The sequence below is a fragment of the Streptomyces sp. NPDC093111 genome (assembly GCF_040683955.1).
Lineage (GTDB): Bacteria > Actinomycetota > Actinomycetes > Streptomycetales > Streptomycetaceae > Streptomyces.
The window spans coordinates 188184-200887 of the sequence record NZ_JBFBNW010000004.1; the positions used below are offsets into that span (position 1 = coordinate 188184).

The 12704-nt window shown below is 71.5% G+C and carries 10 protein-coding genes; 7 read left to right on the forward strand and 3 right to left on the reverse strand.

Going from position 1 to position 12704, the window contains the following annotated elements; all coding sequences use genetic code 11:
* The first annotated feature begins 30 nt into the window (after positions 1–30).
* Entirely contained in the window at positions 31–1017 is a 987-nt protein-coding gene (locus AB0Q96_RS07920; RefSeq protein ID WP_365322788.1) for an ATP-binding protein, read from the forward strand.
* Between the two features lie 16 nt (positions 1018–1033).
* Here the strand turns inward: AB0Q96_RS07920 and AB0Q96_RS07925 are convergent, their stop codons facing one another.
* Positions 1034–2338, reverse strand: a complete 1305-nt coding sequence (locus AB0Q96_RS07925) for a hypothetical protein (RefSeq protein WP_365322790.1) — start codon at positions 2336–2338, stop codon at positions 1034–1036.
* A gap of 268 nt (positions 2339–2606) precedes the next feature.
* On the opposite strand from AB0Q96_RS07925, the gene AB0Q96_RS07930 reads away from it, so the two are divergent.
* From AB0Q96_RS07930 to AB0Q96_RS07955, 6 genes are all read left to right on the forward strand, one after another.
* Complete coding sequence (locus AB0Q96_RS07930; protein WP_365322792.1) at positions 2607–5060, forward strand: SulP family inorganic anion transporter; 2454 nt, start codon at positions 2607–2609, stop codon at positions 5058–5060.
* A 143-nt stretch (positions 5061–5203) separates the two neighbouring features.
* The gene (gene acs, locus AB0Q96_RS07935) at positions 5204–7210 is read left to right on the forward strand and encodes an acetate--CoA ligase (protein ID WP_365322794.1); all 2007 of its coding nucleotides are present in this window, start codon (positions 5204–5206) and stop codon (positions 7208–7210) included.
* A 271-nt stretch (positions 7211–7481) separates the two neighbouring features.
* Positions 7482–8885: a Na+/H+ antiporter NhaA gene (gene nhaA / locus AB0Q96_RS07940; RefSeq protein ID WP_365322796.1), complete on the forward strand. Its 1404-nt coding sequence runs from the start codon at positions 7482–7484 to the stop codon at positions 8883–8885.
* 38 nt (positions 8886–8923) lie between these two features.
* The gene (locus tag AB0Q96_RS07945; RefSeq protein WP_365322798.1) at positions 8924–9388 is read left to right on the forward strand and encodes a phage holin family protein; all 465 of its coding nucleotides are present in this window, start codon (positions 8924–8926) and stop codon (positions 9386–9388) included.
* The gene (locus tag AB0Q96_RS07950) at positions 9385–10353 is read left to right on the forward strand and encodes an alpha/beta hydrolase (protein WP_365322801.1); all 969 of its coding nucleotides are present in this window, start codon (positions 9385–9387) and stop codon (positions 10351–10353) included. Before AB0Q96_RS07945 ends, AB0Q96_RS07950 begins: the two co-directional genes overlap by 4 nt.
* Before the next feature lie 99 nt (positions 10354–10452).
* The gene (locus AB0Q96_RS07955; protein ID WP_365322803.1) at positions 10453–10641 is read left to right on the forward strand and encodes a hypothetical protein; all 189 of its coding nucleotides are present in this window, start codon (positions 10453–10455) and stop codon (positions 10639–10641) included.
* A 24-nt stretch (positions 10642–10665) separates the two neighbouring features.
* Here the strand turns inward: AB0Q96_RS07955 and AB0Q96_RS07960 are convergent, their stop codons facing one another.
* Together AB0Q96_RS07960 and AB0Q96_RS07965 are read right to left on the reverse strand one after the other, a co-directional pair.
* A complete protein-coding gene (locus tag AB0Q96_RS07960; protein WP_365322806.1) occupies positions 10666–11865 on the reverse strand; it encodes a MarP family serine protease in 1200 nt (399 codons plus the stop codon).
* Positions 11866–11912: 47 nt separating this feature from the next.
* Positions 11913–12611: a CoA pyrophosphatase gene (locus AB0Q96_RS07965; RefSeq protein ID WP_365322808.1), complete on the reverse strand. Its 699-nt coding sequence runs from the start codon at positions 12609–12611 to the stop codon at positions 11913–11915.
* Positions 12612–12704: the final 93 nt, after the last annotated feature.

Here is a 12704-nt window from a genome sequence, read left to right on the forward strand (position 1 = left end):
GGTGCGATGAACCCACTACCCTAGGTGAACATGAAGATCGCTTTCGTGGGGAAGGGCGGCAGCGGCAAGACCACGCTGTCCTCGCTCTTCATCCGACACCTCGCCGCCGCCGGAGCCCCGGTCGTCGCGGTGGACGCCGACATCAACCAGCACCTCGGAGCGGCGCTCGGCCTCTCCGACGAGGAGGCCGCCGCGCTGCCCGCCATGGGCGCGCACCTGCCGCTGATCAAGGAGTACCTGCGGGGCTCCAATCCGCGGATCGCCTCACCCGACACGATGATCAAGACGACTCCTCCCGGGGAGGGTTCGCGGCTGCTCCGGGTCCGCGAGGAGAACCCCGTCTACGAGGCCTGCGCCCGGTCCGTCGCGCTCGACGACGGCGGGATCCGGCTGATGGCGACCGGCCCGTTCACGGAGTCGGACCTCGGGGTGGCCTGCTACCACTCGAAGGTCGGCGCGGTGGAACTGTGCCTGAACCACCTGGTGGACGGGGCCGACGAGTACGTGGTCGTCGACATGACCGCCGGCTCGGACTCGTTCGCCTCGGGCATGTTCACCCGCTTCGACATGACCTTCCTGGTCGCCGAGCCGACCCGCAAGGGCGTCTCCGTCTACCGCCAGTACAAGGAGTACGCGCGGGACTTCGGCGTCGCGCTGCGCGTGATCGGCAACAAGGTGCAGGGCGCGGACGACGTGGAGTTCCTGCGTGCCGAGGTCGGCGACGACCTGCTGGTGACGGTCGGCCACTCCGACTGGGTCCGCGCCATGGAGAAGGGCCGCCCGCCCCGCTTCGAGCTCCTGGAGGCCACCAACCGCATGGCCCTCCAGGCCCTCCAGAACACGGCGGACGACTCGTACGCCCAGCGCGACTGGGAGCGCTACACGCGCCAGATGGTCCACTTCCACCTGAAGAACGCGGAGAGCTGGGGCAACGCCAAGACCGGGGCCGACCTGGCGGCGCAGGTCGACCCCGGGTTCGTACTCGGCGAACAGCCGGCCGTGCCGCAGCCGAGCTGACGTCGGTCCGAAGGGCTCAGTGCCGGGCAGCCGGCTTGACCGCTGCCGGGGCGCCCGCGGGGGCGGCCGGCTGGGGGGCCAGGAAGGCCTTCCAGCCGGCCGGCGGGGCCTCGCCGACCTTCAGGGTGCGCATCTTGGCGACGACGTCCGGGTCCTGGGCGTCGAGCCAGTCGGCGAGCTGGCGGAAGGAGACGCACTTGACGTCCTTCTGCACGCAGACCGTGGCGATCGTGTCCTCGATGGCGCGCATGTAGGTGCCGCCGTTCCAGGACTCGAAGTGGTTGCCGATGATCAGCGGCGCCCTGTTGCCCCGGTACGAGCGCTCGAAGGCCTGCACGAGGCCGTCACGCATCTGGTTGCCCCAGTACTCGTGCTGGGACGGGTCGCCCTGCGTCGTACCGGACTGGTTGACGAGGAAGTTGTAGTCCATCGAGAGCGTCTGGAAGGCGCGGCCCGGGACCGGGACGAGCTGCATCGACAGGTCCCACAGGCCCACGTCCTTCTTGGGCCAGATCTGGTCGTTGACGCCGCTCGTGTCGTAGCGGAAGCCCATCTGGGCCGCTGCCTGGACGAAGTTCTTGCGGCCCTCCAGGCAGGGGGTGCGGGCGCCGACGAGCTCCTTGTCGTAGTCGAACGGGAGCGGCTTCTCGCCCTTCAGTCCGGCGTTCGTCTTCCAGTTCTTCACGAAGGACTTGGCCTGGTTGATCTCGCTCTTCCACTCCTCGACCGACCAGGTGCCCACGCCCCCGTCCTTGCCGCAGAAGTGCCCGTTGAAGTGCGTGCCGACCTCGTTGCCCTCCTCCCAGGCGCCGCGCAGCTCGCGCACGGTGTCGCGGATGCCCTGGACGTCGTTGAAGCCGATGTCGGAGCGGCCCGCGGAGTGCTGCGGCGGGTCGTACATCTCGCGCTTGGACTCGGGCAGCAGGTACACGCCGCTGAGGAAGTACGTCATCGCCGCGCCGTACTGCTTGCCCACCTTGCGGAAGTGGGAGAAGAGCTTCTGGCTGTCCTCGCCGGCACCGTCCCAGGAGAACACCACGAACTGCGGCGGCTCCTGACCCGGCTTCAGGCGCTGCCAGACCGGCTGGTTCGGCTGCCGGCCGGTGAAGGCGGTGGAGCCGTCGCCGATCAGCCGCACCGCGCTCTGCGGGGCCGCGGCCGGCTCCTTCTTGACCCCCGCACCGCCCTGCCCGCCCTGGTGGGCCGTGCCGCCGGAGCCCGAACAGCCGGCGAGCCCGGCGGTCAGGGCGACGGCGAGGGCGCCGACGGCGAGCGTCCTCCTCGGCGTACGGACAGGGTCTCTTCTCCGCGCGGCTGACATCCGCCCACCTCTCCTCGGATCCTCGGATTTCCCTACAAGCGGCGTCAACGTCGCACCCGAGCAGCCGAGGAGCGTCAACGACAAGCGGCATCACTACGTTCTGTCACTAGATCCAGTGATTCCTTGCCCTATTTGCCCTGAAAATAATGCCGGATTCTTTACTCTCCATTACCATCCATTTACCGAGCGTCATCCAGCGTTCAGCTCGGTGTCCCGCCGCTGCACCCCGCACGAGCCGCGACCGCGCTGCCCCGGAGGAGACGGGAACATGACCCTCTACCCCCCTGCCCGAACGACCACGACGACCCGGCCCCGCGTCCAGCGTCCGCACGGACCGCCGGACGGCCCGCCACGCCGCTTCCGCATCGCGGGCGCCGACCTCTCCGCCTCGATCGCCGTCTTCCTGATCGCCCTGCCGCTCTCGCTCGGCATCGCCCTCGCCACCGGGGCCCCGCTCCAGGCCGGGCTCGTGGCCGCCGCCGTCGGCGGCATCGTCGCCGGACGCCTCGGCGGCTCACCCCTCCAGGTCAGCGGCCCCGCCGCCGGACTGACCGTGGTCACCGCCGAGCTGATCCAGCGCTACGGCTGGCGCACCACCTGCGCCATCACCGTCCTCGCCGGACTCGCCCAACTCGGGCTCGCCGCCCTTCGGGTGGCCCGTTCCGCACTCGCCGTCTCCCCCGCCATCGTGCACGGGATGCTCGCGGGCATCGGCGTCACCATCGCCCTCGCGCAGCTGCACATCGTGCTCGGCGGCACCCCCCAGAGCTCCACCCTGGCCAACGCCCTCGGCCTGCCCGCCCAGCTGGCGGGCGCGTCCGCCGCCGCGCTCGCCGTCAGCGGCCTCACCATCGCCCTGCTGCTGCTCTGGCCCCGCCTGCCCGGCCGTACGGGACGGCTGCTGCGCAAGGTGCCCGCCGCGCTCGCCGCGGTGGCCGCCGCCACGGCGCTCGCCGCGCTCGCCGGGCTCGGCGTGCCCCGGGTCGACCTGCCGTCCTGGAGCAGCCACGCCCTGCCCGGGCTGCCGGAGGGCCCGGTCCTCGGCATCGCGGCCGGGGTGCTGACCATCACGCTCGTCACCAGCGTGCAGTCGCTGCTGTCCGCGGTCGCCGTCGACAAGCTGGCGGCGAAGCGCGCCACCGGCACCGGCACCGCCACCACCGCCCCGCGCTCCCGGCTCGACCGCGAACTCGCGGGCCAGGGCGCGGCGAACATGGTCTCGGGGGCGCTCGGCGGCCTGCCGGTCGCCGGGGTCGCGGTGCGCAGCGTGGCGAACGTGTCGGCGGGAGCGGTCAGCCGCAACTCCTCGATACTGCACGGTCTGTGGATCGTGCTCGCCGCCCTGCTGCTCGTCCCCGTCCTGGACCTCATCCCACTGCCGGCGCTGGCCGCGCTGGTGATGGTCGTCGGCGTCCAGATGGTCAGCATCACCCACATCCGCACGGTCACCCGTCATCGTGAAGTCCTGGTGTACGCGGTGACGCTGGCCGGCGTGGTGTTCGTCGGCATCCTGGAGGGCGTGGCCCTCGGCATCGCGGTCGCGGTCGCCGTCGCCATGCACCGCCTCGCCCGGACCCGGATCACCCGGGAGGAGCGGGACGGGCGGCAGGTGGTGCGCATCCGGGGCCAGTTGACCTTCCTCGCGGTGCCCCGGCTGAGCCGGGCCCTGCACCAGATCCCGCCGGGCGCCGACGCGGTGGTGGAGCTGGACGGCTCGTTCATGGACCACGCGGCGTTCGAGACGCTGCACGACTGGCAGGCGAGCCACCTCGCCCACGGCGGCACGGTGGAGACGACCGGCCCCGGCGGCGGCCGGATCGCCGAGCCCGCGCCGGCCGGCCGGTCCGCCACGGACCCCGGCGCCGAGGCGGCCGACGGACAGGACGCCGGGAGCTCCTCGGCCCGCTCCGGCTCGCACGCGGCGGGCGGCCACTCCTGCTGCCACCCCTGGACGCCCTGGCGCAACCACCAGTGCGGCGAGCGGCCGCCTGACGACGAGACCGGCGGGACCACGGGGCAGCGGCTGGCCAGCGGCATCGGCGCGTTCCAGCGGAACACGGCCCCGCGGGTCCGTGACGAGCTGGCCCGGCTGGCCCGGGAGGGCCAGCGCCCCTCGCAGCTCTTCCTGACCTGCGCCGACTCCCGCCTGGTCACCAGCATGATCACCTCCAGTGGCCCGGGCGACCTGTTCACCGTGCGCAACGTGGGCAATCTGGTGCCACTGCCCGGCGAGGAGAGCGGCGACGACTCCGTGGCGGCGGCGATCGAGTACGCGGTGGAGGTGCTGCGGGTCGAGTCGATCACGGTCTGCGGGCACTCCGGCTGCGGCGCGATGCAGGCCCTGCTGAACAGCCGGGCGGACGACCCGCCGAGCCCGCTGCGCCGCTGGCTGCGGCACGGCCTGCCGAGCCTGGAGCGGATGGCGAGCCGCCGCCACGCCTGGGCGCGGATCTCGGGGCGGCTGCCGGCCGACGCGGTCGAGCAGCTGTGCCTGACCAACGTGGTGCAGCAGTTGGAGCACCTGCGGGCGTACGAGCCGGTGGCGCGGCGGCTCGCCGACGGGACGCTGACCCTGCACGGGATGTACTTCCACGTGGGCGAGGCCCAGGCGTATCTGCTGGCCGGTACGGACGAGGTGCACAGCTACGACGACGTGTTCAACCAGGTGCTGCCGGGGGCCGCTTCGCGGGCCCATCCCCGGGAGCCAGCCCGCGCGTCCTGAACCATTCGTTCCGTTCCCGCGTGACAGTGTGTGGCCCCCGTTCCCCTCCGCTCGGGGAACGGGGGCCACCTCCACGTGTCGCCTCACAGGTCTAAACCAATTACCCGGATGCTCTTGTCACCCGGGCATCCGCCTGATGAGCTATGACACGGGACACACAGGCACATAGGGACGCCCTGGGAAAGGGAGATGTCGTGAGCAACGAATCCTTGGCCAATCTGCTCAAGGAAGAGCGCCGCTTCGCGCCGCCGGCCGCGCTGGCCGCGGACGCCAACGTGACGGCGGAGGCGTACGAGCAGGCCAAGGCGGACAGGCTGGGTTTCTGGGCCGAGCAGGCCAAGCGGCTCTCCTGGGCCACCGAGCCGACCGAGACCCTCGACTGGTCGAACCCGCCGTTCGCCAAGTGGTTCGCCGACGGCGAGCTCAACGTCGCGTACAACTGCGTCGACCGCCATGTCGAGGCCGGCAACGGCGACCGCGTCGCCATCCACTTCGAGGGCGAGCCCGGCGACAGCCGCTCCCTCACCTACGCCGAGCTCAAGGACGAGGTCTCCCGGGCCGCGAACGCGCTGACCGAACTGGGCGTCCGCAAGGGCGACCGGGTCGCGGTCTACCTGCCGATGATCCCCGAGGCGGCCGTCACGATGCTGGCCTGCGCCCGCATCGGCGCCGCGCACTCGGTCGTCTTCGGCGGCTTCTCGGCCGACGCCGTCGCCTCCCGCATCCAGGACGCCGACGCCAAGCTGGTCGTCACCGCCGACGGCGGCTACCGCCGCGGCAAGCCCTCCGCGCTGAAGCCGGCGATCGACGAGGCCGTGGCCCGCTGCCCGCAGGTCGAGCACGTCCTCGTGGTCCGCCGCACCGGCCAGGAGACCGACTTCACCGAGGGCCGGGACGTCTGGTGGGACGACATCGTCGCCCGCCAGTCCGCCGAGCACACCCCGGAGGCCTTCCCGGCGGAGCACCCGCTCTTCATCCTCTACACCTCCGGCACGACCGGGAAGCCGAAGGGCATCCTGCACACCTCCGGCGGCTACCTCACGCAGGCCGCGTACACCCACCACGCGGTCTTCGACCTCAAGCCGGAGACCGACGTCTACTGGTGCACGGCCGACATCGGCTGGGTCACCGGCCACTCGTACATCGTGTACGGCCCGCTGGCCAACGGCGCCACCCAGGTCATGTACGAGGGCACCCCGGACACCCCGCACCAGGGGCGCCTGTGGGAGATCATCCAGAAGTACAAGGTCAGCATCTTCTACACGGCGCCGACCGCCATCCGGATGTTCATGAAGTGGGGCGACGACATCCCCGCCAAGTACGACCTGTCGTCGCTGCGCGTCCTCGGTTCCGTCGGCGAGCCGATCAACCCCGAGGCGTGGATGTGGTACCGGAAGCACATCGGTGCCGACAACTGCCCGATCGTGGACACCTGGTGGCAGACCGAGACCGGCGCGATGATGATCGCGCCGCTGCCCGGCGTCACGGAGACCAAGCCCGGCTCCGCCCAGCGCGCGCTGCCCGGCATCTCCGCCACCGTCGTCGACGACGAGGCGAACGAGGTCCCGGACGGCGGCGGCGGCTACCTGGTCCTCACCGAGCCGTGGCCGTCGATGCTCCGCACCATCTGGGGCGACGACCAGCGGTACATCGACACCTACTGGTCCCGCTTCGAGGGCCGGTACTTCGCGGGCGACGGCGCGAAGAAGGACGAGGACGGCGACATCTGGCTGCTCGGCCGGGTCGACGACGTCATGCTCGTCTCGGGCCACAACATCTCCACCACCGAGGTCGAGTCCGCGCTGGTCTCCCACCCGGCCGTTGCCGAGGCCGCCGTGGTCGGCGCCGCCGACGAGACGACCGGCCAGGCCATCGTCGCCTTCGTGATCCTGCGCGGCACGGCGAGCGAGGACGACGCCCTCGTCGCCGACCTGCGCAACCACGTCGGCAAGACCCTCGGCCCGATCGCCAAGCCGAAGCGCGTCCTGCCGGTGGCCGAGCTGCCGAAGACCCGCTCGGGCAAGATCATGCGCCGACTGCTGCGGGACGTCGCCGAGAACCGTGAGCTGGGCGACGTCACCACGCTGACGGACTCCTCGGTCATGGCCCTCATCCAGACCAAGCTCCCGGCCTCCTCCAGCGAGGACTGAGCCCCCGGCAACCGCCCGAAGGCGCCCGCCCCGCACCCCGCGGGGCGGGCGCCTTCGCGTTGTCCACAGGCCCGGAGAACCGTTGTCCACAGATGCGGGCGCACACATGCCCACGTCCTGTTATGCGCCTAAAGTGAAGATCGCCGGACACCACCGCGCGTCGTTTAGGTAAAGTAAGCATCGCGTCAATGACGCGACAAGAACACCTAGGTGCGCCGGGAAGTCTGGTCGGCATGTGCTTCGCCCTGCCCACCGACCGGAGGTTCTCACCGTGTCCGCGCCCGAGCCCACCACCACCGACCGCAAGTTCCTCGGCCGGCTGTCGCTCCCCGAGCGCCGCTACATCGCCGACGCGCTGCGCACCGAGACCGTCGGTGGCGTGCTCCTGCTGCTCGCCGCCATCGCCGCACTCGTCTGGGCCAACACGCCCCTCAAGGAGAGCTACGCGACGATCCGGGACTTCCACATAGGCCCGGCCGCCCTCGGACTCGACCTGTCGATCCAGCACTGGGCCGCGGACGGCCTGCTCGCGATCTTCTTCTTCGTCGCCGGCATCGAGCTCAAGCGCGAGCTCGTCGCGGGCGAGCTGCGCGACCCCAAGGCCGCCGCCCTCCCCGTGATCGCCGCCGTCTGCGGCATGGCCGCGCCCGCCCTGGTCTACACGCTGGTCAACGTGGTCGGCGACGGCTCCCTCGACGGCTGGGCGGTGCCCACCGCCACGGACATCGCCTTCGCGCTCGCCGTCCTCGCCGTGATCGGCACCTCGCTGCCCTCGGCCCTGCGCGCCTTCCTGCTCACCCTGGCCGTCGTCGACGACCTGTTCGCCATCCTGATCATCGCGGTCTTCTTCACCAGCGACCTGAACTTCGCCGCGCTCGGCGGCGCCTTCGCCGGACTCGTCGTCTTCTGGCTGCTGCTCCGCAAGGGCGTCCGCGGCTGGTACGTGTACGTGCCGCTGGCCCTGGTCATCTGGGGCCTGATGTACAACAGCGGCGTCCACGCGACGATCGCCGGTGTCGCCATGGGCCTGATGCTGCGCTGCACCACCGAGGAGGGTGAGGAGCACTCCCCCGGCGAGCACATCGAGCACCTGGTCCGGCCGATCTCCGCGGGCCTCGCCGTGCCGCTGTTCGCGCTGTTCTCGGCCGGTGTCACGGTCTCCGGCGGCGCCCTGCGCGACGTCTTCACCCAGCCCGTCACCCTCGGCGTGGTGCTCGGCCTCGTGGTCGGCAAGGCCCTCGGCATCTTCGGTGGCACCTGGTTCGCCGCCCGCTTCACCAGGGCCTCGCTCAACCCCGACCTGGCGTGGCCGGACGTCTTCGCCGTCGCCTCCCTCGCCGGCATCGGCTTCACCGTGTCGCTGCTCATCGGCGAGCTGGCCTTCGTCGACGACCCCGTGCTGATGGAGGAGGTGAAGGCATCCGTCCTGGTCGGCTCCCTGATAGCGGCGGTGCTCGCCTCCATGCTGCTGAAACTGCGGGTCCGCAAGTACCGGACGCTGATCGAGGACGAGGAGCGCGACGAGGACCACGACGGCATCCCGGACATGTACGAGGAGGACAACCCCGACTTCCATCTGCGGATGGCGGAGATCTACGAGAAGAAGGCCGCCGAGCACCGGCAGCGCGCCGAACTGGCGGGGGCATCGCGCGACGAGGCCGACCGTCCGGCATGATCTGAGGTCGGACCGTTACAGGAGAAGAGGGAGCAGCGATGAGCGACCCGTTCGACGGAGCCGAGCGCAGCCTCGGTCAACTGGTCGCCTCGGCGACCGCCGAGATGTCCGCCCTGGTGCACGACGAGATCGCCCTGGCCAAGGCGGAGATCAAGCAGGACGTCAAGCGCGGGGCGATGGGCAGCGCGGCCGGCCTGGTGGCCGTCGTGGTGCTGCTGTTCTCGCTGCCGCTGCTGAGCTTCGCGCTCGCGTACGGCATCCAGGCGTGGAGCCACTGGCACATCTCGGTCTGCTTCCTGCTGTCCTTCGCGGCGAACGTGCTGATCGCGGTGCTGCTCGGGCTCGTGGCGTACGCGAAGTTCCGCAAGATGAAGCCGCCGGAGAAGTCCATCGCCTCCGCCAAGCAGACCGCGGCGATCATGCAGAACGTCAAGCCGCACCCCCGTACGGCCGACACCGCGGCGCGGGACAAGGCCGCGGTTGTGGCACGCTCGTCTGCATGACCGTCCCTGAGAGCAGCAACGGCAGCGGCACCGGACACGGGCCCGGCACCGGAGGTCCGGTGCGGATCGAGGGACCGTGGACCCATCGCGACGTGGCGGCCAACGGTGCCCGTTTCCACATCGCCGAGATGGGCGACGGCCCGCTGGTGCTGCTGCTGCACGGCTTCCCGCAGTTCTGGTGGACCTGGCGGCACCAGCTGCCCGTGCTCGCCGAGGCCGGTTTCCGGGCCGTGGCGATGGACCTGCGGGGCGTGGGCGGCAGCGACCGTACGCCGCGGGGCTACGACCCGGCCAACCTGGCCCTCGACATCACCGGCGTGATCCGCTCGCTCGGCGAGCCCGACGCGGCGCTCGTCGGCCACGATCTGGGCGGCTACCTCGCCTGGACGGCGGCCGTAATGCGCCCGAAGCTGGTGCGCCGGCTCGTGGTGTCCTCGATGCCGCACCCGCGCCGCTGGCGCTCGGCGATGCTGTCCGACTTCGGGCAGTCGCGGGCCGGCTCCCACGTCTGGGGCTTCCAGCGTCCGTGGCTGCCGGAGCGTCAGCTCGTCGCGGACGACGCGGCGCTGGTGGGGCGTCTGATCGAGGACTGGTCCGGGCCGCACCCCCGGTCGGCGGCGGACGACGAGGCGATCGACGTCTACCGGCGGGCGATGTGCATCCCGTCCACGGCGCACTGCTCGATCGAGCCGTACCGGTGGATGGTGCGCTCCCTGGCCCGGCCCGACGGCGTGCAGTTCAACCGGCGCATGAAGCGGCCGGTGCGGGTGCCGACGCTGCATCTGCACGGCTCGCTCGACCCCGTCATGCGGACGCGTAGCGCGGCCGGTTCCGGGCAGTATGTCGAGGCGCCGTACCGCTGGCGTCTCTTCGACGGCCTCGGGCACTTCCCCCACGAGGAGGACCCGGTGGCGTTCTCCACCGAGCTCGTCAACTGGCTGAAGGACCCCGAGCCCGACCGCTGACGCGCGGGCGTCCGTCGAACTGCCATGTGCCCCGCGCATACGCCAATTGGCGGGCCCCCGGGCGGTTACCGACCTTGGGCCACGGGCAGACGTCCCGGTATGGGCTGGACGCACGACTACGGTGACACCGCACGCGACCGCCGCTCGATCGGCGGCTCGGAGGCCCCGGAGGGGGGCGGCACGCGAGAGCACGGCCACGCGCACCAAGCGCGGGACGTGGGCATCTCGCGCATTCTGCGACGCAGGGCCCGCTGGGTCTCGGCCCGGCTGCGCCACCCACGCACATAGGGCGCGGTCCCGGGCCGCGTCCGGCTAGAGGGCGCACCCCTGGGTGTCGACCTGCTGGTTGGCGGCGCGGCCCCGGGAGATGTCGTCCTTGATCTCGTCGGCCGTCAGCGCGTAGCCGGTGTCGGCGTCGTCGAGGGAGCGGGCGAAGATCACGCCGTACACCTCGCCCTCCGGGGTGAGGAGCGGGCCGCCGGAATTGCCCTGACGGACCGTCGCGTACAGCGAGTACACGTCCCTGCGCACCTCGCCGCGGTGGTAGATGTCGGGGCCCTTGGCGCTGATCCGGCCGCGGACGCGGGCGGAGCGGACGTCGTAGGCGCCGTTCTCCGGGAAGCCGGCCACGATGGCGCTGTCGCCGCTGTGGGCGTCCTCGTCGGTGAACCGGAGCGGTGTGGCGTCGAGGGCGGGCACGTCGAGCACGGCGATGTCGCGCTTCCAGTCGTAGAGCACGACCTTGGCGTCGTAGAGCTTGCCCTCGCCGCCTATCTGCACGGTCGGCTCGTCGACCCCGCCGACGACGTGGGCGTTGGTCATGACGCGGCGGTCGGAGAAGACGAAGCCGGTGCCTTCGAGGACCTTGCCGCAGCTCGGGGCGGTGCCGACGACCTTGACGATCGAGCGCTGCGCGCGGGCGGCGACGGGGCTGCCGACGAGCGCCGGGTCGGGCGGGCTGACCTCGGTGATGGGCTCGTTCGCGAACGGGCTGAAGACCTGCGGGAAGCCGTTCTGGGCCAGGGTCGAGGTGAAGTTCGTGAACCAGGTGGACGCCTGATCGGGCATCAACCGCTCCACCCCGAGCAGCACCCTGGAACTGCGCACCTCCTTGCCCACCGTGGGCATCGCGGTGCGGGCGAGCGCGGAGCCGAGCAGCCAGGCCACCAGCAGCATCGCCACCACGTTGACCAGCGCGCCGCCGGTGGCGTCCAGGGCGCGCATGGGCGACCAGGTGATGTGCCGGCGCAGTTTGTTGCCGAGGTGGGTGGTGAAGGCCTGGCCGACCGAGGCGCAGACGATGACCACGATCACGAAGATCACGGTCGCCGTGGTCGTGACCTGGCTGTGGTCGGTCAGCGCGTTCCAGGCGACCGGGAGCAGCAGGACGGCGACGAGGCCGCCGCCGAGGAAGCCGATGACCGACAGGATGCCGACCACGAATCCCTGCCGGTACCCGATGATCGCGAACCACACGGCGGCGAGCAGCAAGAGGATGTCCAGCACGTTCACCGTCAGTAGCCTCGCAGATTCGTCTTCGGTCGACCGGAGTCAGACTGTCATGAGCGCCAGTCGAGCGGGACCTGCTTGGACCGGTCCCAGGGGCGCTCCCAGCCCGAGTAGTGCAGCAGCCGGTCGATCACTCCGGCGGTGAAACCCCAGACCAGGGCCGATTCGACGAGGAACGCGGGGCCCGAGTGGCCGCTCGGGTGGAGCGAGGTCGCGCGGTTCGCGGGGTCCGTGAGATCCGCCACGGGGACGGTGAAGACCCGGGCGGTCTCGGCGGGGTCCACGGCCCCGACCGGGCTGGGGGCGCGCCACCAGCCGAGCACGGGCGTGACCACGAAGCTGCTGACCGGGATGTAGAGCCGGGGCAGCACGCCGAAGAGCTGGACGCCGGAGGGGTCGAGGCCGGTCTCCTCGCGGGCCTCCCGCAGCGCGGCTCGCAGCAGCCCGCCGTCGGCCGGGTCGCCGTCCTCGGGGTCGAGGGCGCCGCCCGGGAAGGAGGGCTGCCCGGCGTGCGAGCGGAGGGTGCCGGCGCGCTCCATGAGGAGCAGCTCGGGGCCGCGCTCGCCCTCGCCGAAGAGGATGAGCACCGCCGACTGCCGGCCTCCGCCGTCCTCGGGCGGCAGGAAGCGGCTCAGCTGCTCGGGCGCGACCGTGCGCGCGGCCCGCTCGACCGGCGCCAGCCAGTCGGGCAGGCCCGTGCCGCTGATCAGCCCGCCCGTTCCGTGGATCTCTTCACCAGTGCGCGTCATAGGCACCCCCGTGGTTCACAACGCGATCGGAGTGTGGGTTCGTTCCCCGGGACGGGCCGTGGCCGGACGCCCGTCCCGGGCGGGCGTCCGGGC

Excerpts from the sequence above, each read along its gene's own strand:
- AB0Q96_RS07965 (WP_365322808.1), bottom strand. The coding sequence starts at position 12,611 with ATGACGCGCACTGGTGAAGAGATCCACGGAACGGGCGGGCTGATCAGC.
- AB0Q96_RS07930 (WP_365322792.1), top strand. The coding sequence starts at position 2,607 with ATGACCCTCTACCCCCCTGCCCGAACGACCACGACGACCCGGCCCCGC.
- acs (WP_365322794.1), top strand. The coding sequence starts at position 5,204 with ATGACACGGGACACACAGGCACATAGGGACGCCCTGGGAAAGGGAGAT.
- AB0Q96_RS07950 (WP_365322801.1), top strand. The coding sequence starts at position 9,385 with ATGACCGTCCCTGAGAGCAGCAACGGCAGCGGCACCGGACACGGGCCC.
- AB0Q96_RS07955 (WP_365322803.1), top strand. The coding sequence starts at position 10,453 with ATGGGCTGGACGCACGACTACGGTGACACCGCACGCGACCGCCGCTCG.
- AB0Q96_RS07925 (WP_365322790.1), bottom strand. The coding sequence starts at position 2,338 with ATGTCAGCCGCGCGGAGAAGAGACCCTGTCCGTACGCCGAGGAGGACG.
- AB0Q96_RS07920 (WP_365322788.1), top strand. The coding sequence starts at position 31 with ATGAAGATCGCTTTCGTGGGGAAGGGCGGCAGCGGCAAGACCACGCTG.
- AB0Q96_RS07945 (WP_365322798.1), top strand. The coding sequence starts at position 8,924 with ATGAGCGACCCGTTCGACGGAGCCGAGCGCAGCCTCGGTCAACTGGTC.